Consider the following 17126-nt stretch of genomic DNA (forward strand, 5'->3'; position numbering starts at 1 on the left):
ACACGATAAAAGAAATAAATAAAAAATTAGAGATGGAATAAGCCATGGTTCACCATGGTTTTCCACTCACAATAGTTTGGCAATCTAAGCAATCAACTATTGGCAAAAGTAGTGAGCAAGGCAAGGTCAGACTAAGAAAGCATTAACAATCTAGAATGCTTTCTCCATAAATTACATCATAATAATAAACTGTACGATTAAAAATTGGCCATCGACTAAGAATAAGAAATAATATATAAAAAATTAATACTGGTAAATAATATATCCAATGTTTTTTTAGGCTAGTCATATCAAAAACTTTCCTCATTATTAGTAGTTCCTTTCCATATATGATAACAACCTTTCATTTCGTGTCATATTAAAGATATTAACTAACACACACAAATCAGTGCAATCACGCTAAATTAGTTGCACTTGCCTAATATTATTAAAAAGTCAATCACAATCACATTCACAAATAAAACTTTTATTTTGAATTTATAAAATATAATTGTAATATCAAATCAATCCATGAATTATTCCAAGAAGATAGTTTTATACTTGGTGGAACCAGATTCTCATCAAAATCACTTTTAAGTTTCACTTGTAAATCAGAGTAAATATGGTTGTTTTCATTATATTCATTAAAAACAAATTCAAGATGATTATACATATCATATTCTGATTCAAATAGATTTATTAAATCTCGATAATAACCTCTGACATGTATGAAATTGTCCAACTCTGCATCATTAAGTTTATACTTAATATCTTCGTTTATCTTTTTATTTTCTTCCATATAACTTATAGATAAGATATCTCGAATTGAGTCATATCCAATTTTTTGAGTATAGTCTGCTTCAACTCTTTTGAACTTTTTCCCCTCAACACGTTCGATAACATGGAAAATATCTGTGAGATTGCCATAGAACTCTAAATATGATTCGTTCAAAAGTTCAATATCAGATTTCAGCATATACTCATTTTCAATTACCCTATTTAGAATAGCCTCTGTTTTATATGAGTTCCTAACTAACATATTAATATCTGCTTCTACAGTATCTTCAACGACATAATTCTTAAATCTATAAAAATCAAAGCATAAGCCGACAAGAAAAATAATTAATACAAATATGATAATCAATGCAATTTTAGAATATTTATTAACCAATTTATTACCTCCATTCAACTTGTGTATCCAAAATAGAAATGAGAACACAAAAAACTTCACCTACCAATAATGTTATCATTGGTGCAAACACGGAAATCTCTTTAAACATAGTCATAAGAGAGGGAGAGTTCCAACTTAGCATTTTGACTTTGTAAAACCACGATATTACTTTAAAATTCATTAAAGCAAATAGTTTTATTTGAATATGTTGTACGCAAAATAGTATTTGCCATAATTTTACTACAGAAAAAAGATATTGTCTCCCAATATCTTCAAATGTATATTTATATGATACTTTCACAGATCGATCCCTACATATCAGAATTTTCTCGTTTAAGTATGACCTTTGATGAGGCTGATATAAAATAATAACACTTCTAAAATTTTATTGTACTTGTTAAGAAAAGTCTCATAAAAAAACAGTGACGAATCACTGTTTAATATGTATCATATCATCTATTCTAACTCTTCAATAACAGTTTCTTTTACTGCATCGTCAAGCTTATCTTGTACATCACTGCCTAAGAATTTAGGTAAGTCCATACCTGCCATTTTGAACATTTCATTCATTGGTGGTACAGCTTTCATCATGCCTGACAAGAAATCAGCAGTATTTGGAGAACCACCACTCATGCTGTCCCAAACTGTAACTTTATCAATCTTAAGGTTCTTAATGGCTTCAACTTGAATCTTAACGAGGTCTTCCATCTTATCAGCGATCATAAGTTTAACTGCATCGTCTGCAGAACCACCAGATGCTTTAACAACTTCTTTGAAACCTTCAGCTTGTTTCATTAACATGGCATTGATACCATCTGCTTGAGCAGACATTTTTGCAAAGATTGCATCCGCTTCACCTTTTGCATGTCGTCTGATTCTTTCAGCTTCAGCTTCAGCAGCAATCTCAATTTTTTCTTTTTCAACTCTAGCGATAACCAGTTCGTCGGCTTCTCTAGTAGCTCTTTCCTTATTGGCTCTTGCACGTTCAGCTGCTTCTTCAGCAACATATGCTTCTTGAAGTGCTAAGGCAGATTGAATCTTTTCAGCAGAAACGGCTTGTTTGTTTGCCTTGGCTTCCATCTCTCTTCTACTTGCATCTGAGTTTGCAATGGTAACCTTTGTTAAGTTCTCACCTTCTACAGCAGTAGCATTTGCTTCAGCTACTTGAACTCTCTGATCTCTTTGGGCATTGGCTTCACCAATAGAACCGTCTTTAGTTTTTTCAGCAACAGAAACTCTTGCTTCATTGATAGCTTTTGCAGCTGCTTCTTTACCAAGTGCTACGATATAACCAGATTCATCATTGATATCAGTAACGTTAACGTTGATAAGTCTAAGACCAATCTTTTTTAATTCTGTTTCCACATTGCTAGATACAGCAGCTAAGAACTTATCTCTATCTGTGTTAATTTCTTCAATATCCATTGTAGCTACTACCAAACGTAATTGACCGAAAATAATGTCCTTAGCTAATTCTTGAATTTCAGGTAGTTTTAAACCTAAAAGTCTTTCAGCAGCATTTTGCATAACACCAGCTTCTGTTGAAATACCAACTGTAAATCTTGAAGGCACATCCACACGAATGTTTTGTTTTGACAGTGCATTAGTCAAATTAACTTCAATTGAAATTGGTGTTAAGTCTAGGAATGCATATGACTGGAATACTGGCCATATAAATGCCGCACCACCATGAATACAGTTAGCAGAACGTTGGTCACCTGCTGATGACTTTGAAACCTTACCATACTTAACCAAAATTTTATCCGACGGACATTTTTTATAACGGCTAAATACAGCGACAATCATACCAAATACAAATACGGCGATGACTATTAAAAATATTGGTGTATAATCTGTCATTTCTTACTCCTTTTCATCTACTCTTTTAACCAATAAGATATTTTTTTCGATTAATCCGACTACTTTGACTGGTGTGTTGGTTTTAATTGTTTCAGGATCATTGGTCATAGCATCCAGTTCTTTGGATGCACCTGAAATAATTAAGGTTATTTTCCCAAGACCTGACTTATCTTTAGGAATAGGAATATAAACATGACCAACTCTTCCAACTGCATGAGATGGTTTTACAGATCCATCATTGGTCATTTTCTGCATGAAATAAAACAAACCAAAACTGACCATCATGGCTATAAATCCACCTATAACTGAAAGTGTTATTACGAGTACATTGGAATCCATCTTAGGTATTAAAACGATACCAGTCCATCCAAAGAAAGTTAAAAATGCAATCAGGTTTCTTACTGAAAAGATGTGCCATGCAAAAGAAAAATCACTTTCTGCTTCAGTATCAATATCACCATCTGACTCCATATCTAAATCAAAGTCGCCATCCGTATCTACATCCACATCTGCATCTAAATCATCGCCACCCAGACCTAAAAATGTCATGACTGTCTGTAAGACCATAAAAGTCGTTGCCGGTAAGGCAATAATCCAGAAAAATCTTTCGAACTGTGTCATTAACTGCCACCACTGTCCCATTTTTTCACCTTCTTTCTATGATATAATGATTAATCCTCTTAATTGTATCAAATAAAACCATTAATAACCAAGTCCTATAATAAAATACATTAAATTTTAATCATTTAAAAAGCACCTCTTAAGGTGCTTAGCTTTTCTTTTTCTTTTGTGCATACATTTCCTTGTCAGCTATATTTAATAGTTCTTCAAAACCGACCTTGTGTTTTGGATAGGATGCTATACCATAAGAAAATTTAGTAATGATGGTATTGCCTTCATAGGAAATTGGATGTGTATCAAATAAGTCCTTCCAATTTTCTAAACGATTTAATATATGCTTTTCTTCAATATCCCAAAAGATACCTACAAATTCATCACCACCTATTCTGGCTATGACATCAGAATCTCTTATTTCGTTTTCGATTACAAAGGCAAATTGCTTTATGACCTGGTCTCCAGCTACATGACCATAAGAATCATTAACTTTTTTTAGTTTATCAAGGTCAAATAAAACTAAAACAAATGACTTAGCAAGCTCGTTTGCATCCATAACATAAGTATCAAAGAGGTCTACGAGATGTCTTCTGTTAAAGATACCTGTTAATGGATCTATAATTGAATCACGCTTGACCTTTCTCATGTTCTTGAATTTAACAATGGCCCTTTCAATCTGAATTTTGATATAATCTAATAAATTCAAGTCGACATCATCAAAGACATGTGATGTATCACTGTCTACTGATAAAATACCATAGAGACTGCCATTGATAACAAGTGGTGTTGTGATATTGGATCTTAAAATGAACTCAGCTTCTAGCTTTGTACCATCAGGTAACAGATCCAGGTATTTTTTATCTATCTCATCAATGATGATGGATTTGTCATAGTTACCGGCCAAGTGTCTGGCTGCGTAAGACTTTTTAAATGGTATGACCATATCTTCTATATAGGACTTCTCAAAGCCGTAATCTGCATCTATATACAGATCATCATTTGAGTTTATCTTTAGGATACACGCTCTTTTAGCTGCAGGTATAACTGTGTTGATTTTTTCTAAGAGGTAATCATACATCTTAGTTAAGTCATTGGCATGATCCACAATGTCCTTAATTTCTATAACCAGTTCATTGGCTTTTAGTATCTTATTAAGTTGAGAATTATCAGTCTGATAGTTGGTCACATCCTCATGAAGATACAAGATACCTACAGCATTAGAATCATCTTTGATCTTTACTCGGTGAATGATATTCACATGGAGTTTATGCCTTAGAAAATAAGTCACCTTCATCTTCATATGGTGGTCAGAATACTGTTCTATACTAAGACTTTTAATCCATTCATAGTCATCAATATTTAAGAGTTGATCATGTACATATTTTTCAATAATCTTGTTAATACGTGAAAGATCAGCACTATGAAACTGGTTGGTAAACATCAAGTTACCTACTGTGTCATAGTAATACATAGGTAATGGTATAATATCTAAAAATTGCTCTAGCTGACTGGATAAACCTTTTACATCTTCTTGTGCGCTTTTTAAACTTGTGATGTTTTCAATAACACCTGTAATAACTGCTTTAGATTTGTCTCTTGAAAAACTCAACTTATACCAAACTTTGTTATTAAAAAATGGTCTTTCAAAGACAACAAGGTCCTCACCTTCGAAGAGTTTCATAAAATGATTAAGGACTGTGAATTTCTCCTTATCTTCAAAAGCTTTCTGAACGCCTTCTAATAAGAAGTTGACCTGATCACTTTTTATAAGTTCTAATACTCTATCATTTGCATAAAAATCCAACTCATTATAATACCATTCAAAAACACCTATACCGCTCTTGTTTAAGACGTTTAGGATTTTTCCTTTACTATCATCTGTATAAGACTTGATTCTGGTTTGATTTAATTTCAAAATGAGTTCATCTAAATTCATAAATACCTCTAAAAATATTGACTAATAACTTGTAAGATAACCATATGTATAGGATAGAATAAATAAAAGAAATACTTCATCTTTCTTCCTGGTTTCTTATTGTAAAACATAATTATAAATGGCGACAAGGCCGCTAAGTATTGGATATTAAACCAGGCATATGGTTTGTAGTAAAATAAGACACTCAGTACTAGTATACCCACTGACATCAGTAAATATCGTTCTTTTGTCATAAAGATGACAAGTATCATGATAACCCCATAGGCCCCATAGTCGCTCCCTATTATATGTGCTAAATACACAAGGCCCAGAATTTCAATTAATTTAATGAAATCATCTTGTTTGCTTTCAAACACCATGATAGATAAAAGGCCGAAGCTTAAGGTGAAAAACACATTTACAGGCAGTGTCATAAACAAGGATGGTATTTGTATGATACATGCAAATACAAAGAGTCTAAGAAAGTACTTCTTTACATCCCTAGTGTAGGAGTAACCATTGGCAATGAGAAAAGCGAATATGGGAAATGACAGTCTCCCGATGATTCTTAGTATTTTGTATTGTGGCAATAGGAAAAAACCTATATGGTCAATGATCATAAGGATTACAGCAATCCATTTTAAATAATAAGCACTCATTATAACCTCTTTATGATAAGACTCTTGGCACTTGTGTCTACTTTAGCATGCATACCAAGAGGTAAAATCCATTTAGGATCTGTATGTCCGAACATTAAGTTAAAGCATATTTTCGGTTGAATTTTAAGCTCTACTTCATAAATATCTAATATAATCTTTTTAACTCTTTCATAATCTTCTTCACTATAGTCCTTGAATCGTCCAAATATAACGCCTGATACCCTGTTTAAGATGCCTTGTGTGGCATAATTTCTTAAGAAGTATCCAACTTGATCAGGTGTCGGTTTCTCTTCTGACGTTTCAAAGAACAAGATCTTATCGTTAAAAAAGTCTAATTCCGGCCAATACTTGGTTCCCTTCATAAATTCAAGCACTTCAATGCATCCGCCAAAGAGTTTGCCTTCAAAGTCACCACCGAAAGATTCGAATGGTGCATAGGGTGTTTTTCTCTCTAAGAACTTATTAGGATACTTGAACCAATCTTTGTAGCCATCTACATAATAATCTGACAACTTTAAAGTATATTCATCCCAGCTGACTTGTAAAAACTTTTTTATGTTATCAAGATAGTGAATATCTTCATCCATTTGAGCAAAGCCTGCCATTACAGATGGTCCGTAATAGGTCGTCATCCCTAAGGCATTCAGATATGATAGAAATGTTGTTGCATCAGAGAAACCCATAATTGGTTTTGGATGTTTAAGGATCTCATCAATAGCCAGATGGTTAAGTATTCGGATGGATTCATAACCCCCTATGGCGCATACGATGCCTTTAATAGATGGATCTAAAAAGGCATCATTTAAGTCTTTTGCCCTTAACTCTGGATTTTCATACAAGTCTCTAGACGTCATCTTACATGTAGGATATAGAACACATTCATAATCCATTTTCTTTAAAATATCTAAACCACTTTGAAAGACATCTGGAAACATAGTTGCTGCTCCACTCGATGGTGCAATAATGGCAATTTTCGAATTTTTTTCTATAATCATAAATTCCTCTACTTTCTTTCATAAGTTTAGTATAATACAAGTATAAGGAGAAAGCATGAAAATTACTAAGATTGAAATACAAAAGAAAAATTTAAAAAGATATAATTTATACATTGATGGTGACTTTAAGATGGGTATCCATGAGGATGTTATTGTTTCATTGGGACTCTATGTCAATATGGTTATAGATGAAGCCACTGTAGAAGATATATTATTAAAAGAGGTCTATGCCAAGGCTAAAGCTGATGCCCTCAACTATATTTCTTATAGAATGAGAAGTGAAAGTGAGGTTAAAAGTAAGCTGTATGAGCTTGGTAATACGGAGGATATGGTAAACGTGACCATTGATTTTCTATATGAATATGGCTATCTAAATGACTATGAGTTTACCAAATCCTTCATACATGACAAAGCTACCCTATCTAGACACAGCCTATATAGAATCAAACATGATTTAAAACTAAAGGGGGTTTCTTCAAAAGTCATTGAAAAAGCCATCAATTACTATAAAGACCAAATGATTGACTTTGATTATGACAATGCTAAGGTGCTTGCTTTAAAAAAATATAAGCAATTATTAAGTAAAAAGAAATACAGCGAGTATGAGTTAAAACAAAGAGTCTATCAAGCCCTTTCACAAAAAGGCTTTAACATTTACACAGTAAAAGATGCCTTGGAAGATGCATTAAATGAAGAGCCTATTGATTAGGCTTTTATTCTATGTTAAAATAACCCCCGAGGGAGGTTGTAGGATATGACTAAATTTAAGAAAAACATCTTCGAGTTGGCAATTCCGTCAATCATTGAAAACATCCTGCAAATCATGTTATCTACAGTAGATACATACTTTGTAGCCACAATAGGATCCTTAGCTATTTCAGCTGTAGGTATCAATACACTTATTTCAAATCTATATTTAACCTTTTTTATAGCTCTAGGTACAGGTATTGGTATCATGACCGCTAGGGCTGATGGAGAAAATAATAGTATAAAAGTAAAAGAGAATATTCAAAATGGTTTACTGATGACCTTGCTTATCAGCATTCTGTTTTTAATTTTAAACATTGTATTTGGACACGACTTTTTACATTTCATAGGTAAAGACTATGAACTCGTTGAAACTGCACACATCTATTTTAATGTGGTTATCATCCCCATAGCGAGTCTTTCATTTATGACAGTCTTGTCTTCTATTTTAAAATCTCTTGGTGATACCAAAACACCAATGATGACTGTCTTTTTTATAAACGTAATTAATGTTATACTGGATTATATCCTGATTCAAAGATACGGTATATTAGGGGCAGGTATGGCCACAACTTTTTCTAGATTAGTTGCTTGTGTCATATTAATGGTTCAATTAAATAAGCGAACTGGGTTTTTATCAAGCTTTAAATTAAGTTTTACCAAAGACATTCATGAGATGGTCAAATACGCTATCCCAGTCGGACTAGAAAAAATTTCGATGAGGATTGGACAATTGGTATACGGTGGTTTAATTGTTACAATTGGTATCACCCATTATACGGCTCATAACATTGCAGGTACCATAGAGGGTTATTCTTACCTACCAGCAATGGGCTTTGGTGTAGCAGCCTTTACCATTATTGGACATGCCATTGGCGAAAAAAACTTTCACGATATAAAAAAGATTGGTCTTTTGACCTTTAAGTACTCTACTATCTTTATGGTAGCAATCGGTATTGTTTTCTTTGTCTTTGCACCTAACTTGGCCGGTATTTTTACAGATGATCCTGAAATCATTAGATTGGTAACCATGGTTCTTAGAATCATCGCCTTATTCCAACCGTTTTTATGTTCTACCCAAGTCATCGCTTCTTCACTTCAAGCACTTGGAGATGTGAAATACCCGTTTTACTTAACCACAATAGGTATTTGGGTGATTCGAATACTTGGCACGCTATTCTTTGGTATATATCTGAAAATGGGTTTAATAGGCGTTTGGATATCTTACGCCATTGATGTTACATTTAGAGGTAGCCTCTTATGGATCAGGTTTAAGAAAAAAACAAAAGATACTGATATATTAAGAAAGGAATTTAGTTATGAGTCATCCTAATAAAAAGGCTGTCATGGCTAGACTGGCAAAGATTTCTGGTCATGCTAAATCAATTCAGAAGATGTATGAGGAAGATAGAGAATGTACAGAAATTCTTAATCAGATTGCCGCTGTTAAAAGTGCTCTAAACAGCGTTGGTAAGGTAATTTTAAAAGACCACATCAACCATTGTATCATTGACGCTGCTAAAAGTGGCGATGAAAAAGCATTAGAAGATCTTAACAAATCTATTGATAAATTATTGTAAGGAGACCTTATGGATTTAAAAGTTATTTGGACAAGTGGTGACAAGGAAGTGGCTATGAAAATGGTCCACATGTACGTCTACAATGCCAAGGTTTATGAATGGTGGGATGACATTGAGTTGGTTATCTGGGGCCCTTCTTCTAAACTACTAGCTGAGGACGAAGATTTACAATTAAATATTGAATCGATGTTAAAAAAAGATATCAAAGTTGTTGCTTGTAAAGCTTGCAGCGATTCCTATGGTGTTTCTGATAAGTTGGCTTTGCTTGGCATTGAGGTTAAGTATATGGGCGTACCACTAACTGAATATCTAAAGTCAGATGCAAAAGTGATTACATTTTAAAAGGTGGTTTAACCACCTTTATTTTTTGAACAGATAATATGTTTCACTCTTTTTACTTTTACCTTCTGTTACAAACTCTACAGTCTTATGGTCACCTTTTACATTGAAGTATCCTAGAAAAGTCAGCTTTTCATTATCAAAGGCATTATCAGCATCTGAATGACCGTTGTTGACCAGTAGGAGTCCCCCATCTTTTAACAAATCAAAACATTCCAAAGAAACTGGACCGCCATTAGATGAAATCATAAGATCGTATTGACCATTTTGTTTTTCATAAGCTTCATTGATAAAGGTCATCTTTGTTTCTTCTTCATAGATCTTATGTAGTGAGATGTACTTTAAAACATCTGGATCTTCAAAGAAATCATCAACATGTTCATATTTATCAATGTATGTGACGTTTGAAAATGCATAGGATGGTGCAAGATGAATAAAGCTGCCTGGATAGACAACACTATCTATGTTATAGTGTTGCTTCAAATAATTAAATATTGGGATGGTTTCATCATACTTACCTAAATAATAAGCCTTATAATATTCCAAATCTACAAATCTTGGATTAAATATGTCCCCATACTTTCTCATAAAATCATCAAAAGTTTTACCCTTCATATCAAATACGCTGGTATATTTGGTCATAACGCCACCTCCTTATGATATTTTTACCCATTAAACGTAGAAAAAAACTAGCAAGCTAGTTTTCGTCATAAATCTTATAGTAATCATCGCCCCATGTTTTCTTTATAAACTCATCCCTACCAGATTTAGACCGATCTAGTTTATAGGCTGTAGGATCTTTTTTATAAAAGTCTTGGTGATAATCTTCTGCTAGATAAAAACTACCAGCAGGAAAAATAGGTGTAAGGATTGGACCTTCAAAGCGTCCAGACGCATCCATCTCGAGTTTCGACTTTTCAGCAATTTCCTTTTGATGAGCATCAGAATAAAAGATAGCTGTTCTATAAGAAGGGCCCCTATCTTGAAACTGTCCTTCGTCATCTGTCGGATCTACCTGACGCCAAAATGCTTGAAGCAACTTGTCATAATTAATGATCGCATCATCGTATTCTATACGAATAACCTCATAATGACCAGATGTTTGCTTTTTTACATCTTCATAAGTTGGATTATCAAGATCGCCTCCCATATAACCCGATTTTACTTCTAATATTCCCTCTAATACATCAAATGGGCTGACCATGCACCAAAAACAGCCACCTGCAAAATAAGCATACTTTATCATTAAAGATTTTCCTCAAAATTGTCGTGCATTCTATGAAGGTATTCCATAAACTGCTTGGCTTCCTCATCAGAAAAACCTTTAAAAGCAACATTTCTTACATTTGAAGTAATGGTATGAAACTCATTTTCTAGGCTATAAGCTTTCTTCGATAAACGAATATAAGTAACGCGTTTATCCAACTTACTTTTTTCTTTTTCTACATAACCTCTGTCAGCAAGTTTATTTACAAGTACAGTTATAGTAGATTTGTCTTTACCAACGAGTTCGCTGATTTGATTCATCTTAAGTTGACCTTCATTGATATAAAGAGCTGTTAATATGTCGCCATAAGCTGGTACTAAATCGTGAATATCAAAACTCTTGATCTGTTGGTCTACAAATTGATGCATCATTTTCTTTACTTTGTTAAAAGAATAAACTACATAATTATTATCCATATTATTCGCCTAAAGGCTTCTCCTTTCTTTTCGTAAATATAATCTTATATTAATATTAAAACCCATTTTTGATAAAAAAACAAGTTTAACCATTTTAAATACTGTATCAAACTTCTTGTGTATGTTATAATACCCAAAGAAAGAAAGGATAAAACATGACAACAAGTATTGCTATAATTATTTTATTGGGACTTTTATCCAAGTATCTATTTGAGAAAATGAAATTACCAGGCCTTCTAGGCATGTTATTGGTTGGTATTTTATTGGGTCCCTACGCCTTTGATTTATTAGATGAAACCATCTTACTTATATCAAAAGATTTAAGACAACTTGCCTTGATCATCATCTTACTTAGGGCTGGTTTAGGTATTTCAAGAGACAACTTAAACAAGGTTGGTAAAACAGCTGTAAAAATGAGCTTTATACCAGGCATATTAGAGGGGCTTACCATTCTATTTGTTTCTACTAAATTATTTGGCCTAAGCTTTGTAGAAGGTGGTATTCTCGGATTTATTGTAGCGGCTGTATCACCTGCTGTGGTTGTACCTTCTATGCTTACCTATATTGAAGAAAAGAAAGGTACCAACAAAAGTATACCGACACTTATATTAGCCAGCGCATCAGTAGATGACGTTTTTGCCATAACCATTTATACAGCCTTTTTAGGTTTATATTCTGGTACACAAAACAACATAGGTATCCAACTGTTAAACATTCCTTTATCAATTATCTTAGGTATTGCCATAGGTGCAGTATCAGGTTTGTTATTGGTTAAGTTTTTTGAAAAACACCATATAAGAGATACCAAAAAAGTTTTAATCATCTTAGGTATTGCTACCCTACTAACAAGTTTAGAATCCTGGTTATTTGGCCTTGTGCCTATTGCATCTTTATTAGGTGTGATGACCATTGGTTTTATCATCTTAGAAAAAAGAGAGGTTGTAGCCAAAAGACTTTCAGTTAAATACAATAAGATATGGATATTTGCAGAGATACTACTTTTCATTTTAATAGGTTCGCAAGTAAATATTCATGTGGCTTTTGAATCTGGCCTTAAAGGTATATTACTTATTTTTATAGGTCTTATTGCTAGAACCATTGGTGTTATGATTGCCACACACGGATCTCACCTCAATACCAAGGAACGTATTTTCTGTGCAATTTCTTATATACCTAAAGCTACCGTTCAAGCAGCCATAGGTGCTGTACCACTAAGTTTAGGCGTTGCATCTGGTGAGTTAATACTTGCAATCGCTGTATTGTCAATTATCATCACTGCCCCACTCGGTCTCATAGGCATTCGCTGGGGGTCCAATCATCTTATAGAACAGGAACTGGATTGATACCAGTTCTTTTTTTGCATAAAATAAATGCTGTATTATTCTGTAAATTCTAGTATAATAATAGGAAAGGAGCTTTTATGATCGATAAAATATATGATGCAATAAAAAATGAAGATGATGAACTAATCATTAAGCTTGCCATAGAACTGTACTTGAACTATGATTTATCCAATGGTTATGACCAGATCGGTTATGATTTGTTTAATTATACAATCACAGCCTTCGAGCAAGGTAAAATGGAAAAGTTTCTCTTTTTATCAGAAGCCATCAGCCGTCTGGTTAAAAAGATTAATACAAGAGATTCCATAAGACTCTATTACGAAATTACGACAGCAACTTATTATGTATTAGGTGATACGACTCAGACCATCACTCTTCTAAAAGAATATGTAGACTTTTGCAAATCAAATGACTTTGACTATGTTTTGGAATATACCTTAGGGAATATCGCCACCATCCAGCTTGATTTAAAAGATTATGCTGGTGCCAGCCAAAGCTTAGATGATGTTAAATTATATACACAAGGTGACTTTTCTGTTGCTTATATAGTGGATTTAGCTCGACTAAGACTCGAGCAAAACATAACAGAGGGAGTTCTTGATTATCTAAATGAGGCTTATGTGAGACCTGAGCTTTCAGATAACTATCCTAATAAGATTGAGGTTAATCTTCTATTTGCAACATATTACAGTCTGTGTAATCAGATTGATAAGGCAAATGAATGGTATATGAAAACAATTGGTCTTATTGAAATGCATGAACTTTCTTATGAACAAAGGTCTGTCTACAAAAGACTTGCAAAGGTCATGGCATTGCAAAATCGTTATGAAGAAAGTAATGATTACTTAAATAAATACATTAAACTCGTGGAATCTGTTATAAAAAAAGAACGTGAACTCATGGCGACAAAGGCTAAATTACAGGTTTATATTAATGAGAAAGAACATGAAAACATCCTTTTAAGAGAAACCAACAAAACGGTTACACATGCAAGCAATCATGACTTCTTAACAGATGCTTATAATAGGCGGTATTTCACCAATTATATCGAGACATTGATAAACGCTGATAAAAACTTTTCTATGTTACTGATGGATATAGACTCTTTTAAGGAAATCAATGACACATATGGTCATCAAATAGGTGACTTTATATTAAGAGAACTGTGTCGACTTACAGAAGAGTTCCTTGATGACAATCATATGCTTGCTAGAATAGCTGGAGATGAATTTGTAGTGACTTTTAACTTCCTAGATCATAAGGATGCATTGATCTTGGCTGATAAACTAAAAAATCATATTCAAAATCATATTTTTAAATATGATAATTATAAGATTAAAATAACTATTTCAGGTGGTATAGCCAAGTATGAAATAGGCCTGACTGTTGACAATATGTTAAAACAGGTGGATGCAAAATTATATAGATCAAAAGATCGCGGTAAAAACGCCATCACTTAAAAAAGACCATGAAAATGGTCTTTACTTGTATCTGATTCTTAATAGTTCCTGCAGCGATGGCATACCAGTTTGTGCACCGGGTTTAGTTGTTGCCATAGCACCTGCTATATTTGATGTCATAAGGGCATCTTCTATGGTGTAGTTAAAAACAAGGGCAAAGCAAAATGCTGCATTAAATGTATCACCAGCACCTACTGTATCAATTGCCTTAACAGGATACGGCGGTATGTTGATAGAGATCTCATTATGGATGTATTTTGATCCCTTCTCTCCTCTTTTAACAATCACATGATGACTTGGCTTTAAATAAGACTTTATCTGTTCATATTCACTGTTATTCGGCGTGATGTAATCCGTATAATCTAACATCTTTACATGGAAGTTTGCAAAAGGTGCTGGATCTAAAATAATCAACTTATGATGTTTTTCTAGTATTTCCATTAAATAAAGAACAAGATCTTGAGGAATTTCTAAAGAAAATAAAAAGACATCATGTTCTAAAATTTCTTCTAGGTGGTCATCTATCCATTGGATAGAAAGATCGTAATTGGCACCACCAATTGTAACTATGTTATTCTCACCTTCTTGGTCTACTTGAATAAATGCTTGACCAGAAATATTAGACTGGTGAATCAGATTAGTATTCACACCCATGTTAGTAAAATGTTCTATATAACTGTTTCCGTGACCATCTGAGCCCACAGAACCCAGCATACTGGTTGTCAGTCCAAGTTTTGAGCAAGCTGTGGCTTGATTACCACCCTTTCCTCCAAAGAAAGTACTTAATTTACTAGCCTTTATTGTTTCACCAGGCTTAGGAAAGTTTTTCACATCTAAGACATGGTCAACATTTAAAGAACCGACCACGCAGACCTTCTTATTATAATTTTTTACACATTCTCTACAAACACATGAGATATTTCTAAACTCATCTGGTATATTACTTACAAGATCCTTTGGAACTTTAGTTGTCATACACCAACACGTTGAAGGTTCCTCACCTAATGTGATGGCACATTGATTTGTTTTTCCACAAATGGGACATTTACCTTTTTCTATCATATTTACCTCTCTCAATATGTGTATTATATCAGATATTATTGACATTCCAACCTATAAGCGTTAATATTTTAAGAGTTGTAATATAAATAGAAGGAGAAGTTTATGTCTAAGCTTACAAATGAAATAGATAAGAGGCGAACATTCGCCATTATATCCCATCCCGATGCCGGTAAAACAACCTTAACAGAAAAGTTCTTACTTTATGGTGGAGCTATTAGAGAAGCCGGTTCAGTTAAATCTAGAAAATCTTCTAAACATGCTGTTTCTGACTGGATGGAAATAGAAAAACAAAGAGGTATCTCTGTAACATCTTCTGTTCTGCAGTTTAACTTCAATGACCACTGCATCAATATCCTTGATACACCAGGTCACCAGGACTTCAGTGAGGATACTTATAGAACATTAATGGCAGCCGATTCTGCTGTAATGGTAGTTGACTGTGCTAAGGGTGTTGAGGCACAGACAATCAAGTTATTTAAAGTATGTAAAATGAGAAACATTCCTATTTTTACATTTGTCAATAAAATGGACCGTCAAGGTAAAGACCCGTTTGAATTAATTGAAGAAATTGAATCTGTACTTGGTATTAGAGCCTGCCCAATCAACTGGCCTATTGGTTCTGGTAAAGGCTTCAAAGGTGTGTATAACCGTCAAGCTGAACGTGTGGAATTATTTGATGGTGGTAACCACGGTCAAAGTAAATTAGATGTTGTTACTGGTTCGCATGACGATGAAAAGTTTTCTGAATTACTTGGATCTGAACTACACGAAAAATTACTAGAAGACATAGAGCTATTAGATGTAGCTGGTGATAACTATGATTTAGATAAGATTTTAAGTGGGGATTTAACACCTGTTTATTATGGATCTGCCCTAACTAACTTTGGTGTAGAGCCATTTCTTGAGTCTTTCTTAGAGATCTCAAGAGGACCTCAAGCCAGAGATTCTAACAAGGGTTTAATCAATCCTTCTGATGATAACTTTACTGGCTTTGTATTTAAGATTCAGGCCAATATGGACAAGAACCATAGAGATAGAATTGCCTTTTTAAGAATATGCTCTGGTAAGTTTGAAAAAGGCATGGCAGTTAACCATGTCAGAACCAATAAAAAAGTAAAACTGGCACAACCACAGCAATTTATGGCTCAAGACAGAGTCATCGTTGAAGATGCCTTCCCTGGTGATATCATCGGTTTACATGATCCAGGTATTTTCAACATTGGTGATACATTATGTCAAGACAACTCTAAAGTTGCTTATCATGGTATCCCATCATTTGCGCCTGAGCATTTTGCAAAAGTAACCATCAAAAATTCCTTAAAGAGAAAGCAGTTCTTAAAGGGTATTACTCAGCTTTCTGATGAAGGTTCCATCCAAGTCTTCAAGCGTCATAACATTGGTATGGAAGAATTGATTGTTGGTGTTGTAGGTGTTTTACAGTTTGAAGTACTTGAGTATAGATTGAAAAATGAATATGGTGTAGACTGTTTGATTGAAAGACAACCATATAGATATATCAGATGGATTCATGATGAAAACTTCAATCACAGCTCTTTCTCAGTACCTATGGATTCAATGCTTGTTGTTGACAAGAATGAAATGCCAGCCATTTTATTTAAGAATGAGTGGTCGATCAGACATGCTGAAGAGAGAAATGAAAATGTGGTATTAAAAGAAACATCAATGTAAATAGCTTGCTATTTACATTTTTTTTTGGG

The 17126-nt window shown here is 33.7% G+C and carries 17 protein-coding genes; 7 read left to right on the forward strand and 10 right to left on the reverse strand.

Annotated features, from left to right (window positions below):
• Nucleotides 1-466: 466 nt before the first annotated feature.
• From EZV73_RS19420 to EZV73_RS19445, 6 genes are all read right to left on the reverse strand, one after another.
• On the reverse strand, nucleotides 467-1150 hold the full coding sequence (locus EZV73_RS19420; protein WP_240842073.1) for a hypothetical protein: 684 nt from the start codon (nucleotides 1148-1150) through the stop codon (nucleotides 467-469).
• 456 nt (nucleotides 1151-1606) lie between these two features.
• A complete protein-coding gene (locus EZV73_RS19425; RefSeq protein ID WP_240842074.1) occupies nucleotides 1607-3010 on the reverse strand; it encodes a flotillin family protein in 1404 nt (467 codons plus the stop codon).
• Between the two features lie 3 nt (nucleotides 3011-3013).
• On the reverse strand, nucleotides 3014-3652 hold the full coding sequence (locus EZV73_RS19430) for a hypothetical protein (RefSeq protein WP_240842075.1): 639 nt from the start codon (nucleotides 3650-3652) through the stop codon (nucleotides 3014-3016).
• Between the two features lie 127 nt (nucleotides 3653-3779).
• On the reverse strand, nucleotides 3780-5561 hold the full coding sequence (locus EZV73_RS19435) for a sensor domain-containing diguanylate cyclase (RefSeq protein WP_240842076.1): 1782 nt from the start codon (nucleotides 5559-5561) through the stop codon (nucleotides 3780-3782).
• A gap of 8 nt (nucleotides 5562-5569) precedes the next feature.
• Nucleotides 5570-6199 (reverse strand): TraX family protein, encoded by a 630-nt coding sequence (locus EZV73_RS19440; RefSeq protein WP_240842077.1) that lies wholly within the window; start codon nucleotides 6197-6199, stop codon nucleotides 5570-5572.
• Complete coding sequence (locus tag EZV73_RS19445; RefSeq protein WP_240842078.1) at nucleotides 6199-7194, reverse strand: S66 peptidase family protein; 996 nt, start codon at nucleotides 7192-7194, stop codon at nucleotides 6199-6201. The genes EZV73_RS19440 and EZV73_RS19445 overlap by 1 nt, the downstream gene beginning before the upstream one ends.
• Nucleotides 7195-7249: 55 nt before the next feature.
• Between EZV73_RS19445 and EZV73_RS19450 the strand changes: the two genes are divergently transcribed.
• The 4 genes from EZV73_RS19450 to EZV73_RS19465 are packed head-to-tail and all read left to right on the forward strand — an operon-like array spanning nucleotide 7250 to nucleotide 9863.
• Nucleotides 7250-7903, forward strand: coding sequence for a RecX family transcriptional regulator (locus EZV73_RS19450; protein WP_240842079.1), 654 nt, complete (start codon nucleotides 7250-7252; stop codon nucleotides 7901-7903).
• 45 nt (nucleotides 7904-7948) lie between these two features.
• A complete protein-coding gene (locus EZV73_RS19455; RefSeq protein WP_240842080.1) occupies nucleotides 7949-9274 on the forward strand; it encodes an MATE family efflux transporter in 1326 nt (441 codons plus the stop codon).
• On the forward strand, nucleotides 9261-9521 hold the full coding sequence (locus tag EZV73_RS19460; RefSeq protein ID WP_240842081.1) for a metal-sensing transcriptional repressor: 261 nt from the start codon (nucleotides 9261-9263) through the stop codon (nucleotides 9519-9521). Before EZV73_RS19455 ends, EZV73_RS19460 begins: the two co-directional genes overlap by 14 nt.
• Before the next feature lie 9 nt (nucleotides 9522-9530).
• On the forward strand, nucleotides 9531-9863 hold the full coding sequence (locus EZV73_RS19465) for a DsrE family protein (RefSeq protein ID WP_240842082.1): 333 nt from the start codon (nucleotides 9531-9533) through the stop codon (nucleotides 9861-9863).
• A gap of 18 nt (nucleotides 9864-9881) precedes the next feature.
• Here EZV73_RS19465 and EZV73_RS19470 read toward each other — a convergent pair whose 3' ends face one another.
• The 3 genes from EZV73_RS19470 to EZV73_RS19480 are packed head-to-tail and all read right to left on the reverse strand — an operon-like array spanning nucleotide 9882 to nucleotide 11543.
• On the reverse strand, nucleotides 9882-10502 hold the full coding sequence (locus EZV73_RS19470) for a hypothetical protein (protein WP_240842083.1): 621 nt from the start codon (nucleotides 10500-10502) through the stop codon (nucleotides 9882-9884).
• A gap of 55 nt (nucleotides 10503-10557) precedes the next feature.
• Nucleotides 10558-11106, reverse strand: coding sequence for a peptide-methionine (S)-S-oxide reductase MsrA (gene msrA / locus EZV73_RS19475; protein WP_240842084.1), 549 nt, complete (start codon nucleotides 11104-11106; stop codon nucleotides 10558-10560).
• Nucleotides 11106-11543: a MarR family winged helix-turn-helix transcriptional regulator gene (locus tag EZV73_RS19480; RefSeq protein ID WP_240842085.1), complete on the reverse strand. Its 438-nt coding sequence runs from the start codon at nucleotides 11541-11543 to the stop codon at nucleotides 11106-11108. Before EZV73_RS19480 ends, msrA begins: the two co-directional genes overlap by 1 nt.
• A 155-nt stretch (nucleotides 11544-11698) precedes the next feature.
• On the opposite strand from EZV73_RS19480, the gene EZV73_RS19485 reads away from it, so the two are divergent.
• Together EZV73_RS19485 and EZV73_RS19490 are read left to right on the forward strand one after the other, a co-directional pair.
• Nucleotides 11699-12886, forward strand: coding sequence for a cation:proton antiporter (locus EZV73_RS19485; protein WP_240842086.1), 1188 nt, complete (start codon nucleotides 11699-11701; stop codon nucleotides 12884-12886).
• 77 nt (nucleotides 12887-12963) lie between these two features.
• Entirely contained in the window at nucleotides 12964-14346 is a 1383-nt protein-coding gene (locus EZV73_RS19490; protein WP_240842087.1) for a diguanylate cyclase, read from the forward strand.
• Nucleotides 14347-14367: 21 nt separating this feature from the next.
• Here EZV73_RS19490 and EZV73_RS19495 read toward each other — a convergent pair whose 3' ends face one another.
• Complete coding sequence (locus EZV73_RS19495; protein WP_240842088.1) at nucleotides 14368-15408, reverse strand: cysteine-rich CWC family protein; 1041 nt, start codon at nucleotides 15406-15408, stop codon at nucleotides 14368-14370.
• Between the two features lie 102 nt (nucleotides 15409-15510).
• Between EZV73_RS19495 and EZV73_RS19500 the strand changes: the two genes are divergently transcribed.
• Complete coding sequence (locus EZV73_RS19500) at nucleotides 15511-17097, forward strand: peptide chain release factor 3 (protein WP_240842089.1); 1587 nt, start codon at nucleotides 15511-15513, stop codon at nucleotides 17095-17097.
• Nucleotides 17098-17126: the final 29 nt, after the last annotated feature.

The organism is Acidaminobacter sp. JC074, from assembly GCF_022496765.1.
Taxonomy (GTDB): Bacteria; Bacillota; Clostridia; order Peptostreptococcales; family Acidaminobacteraceae; genus JABXKX01.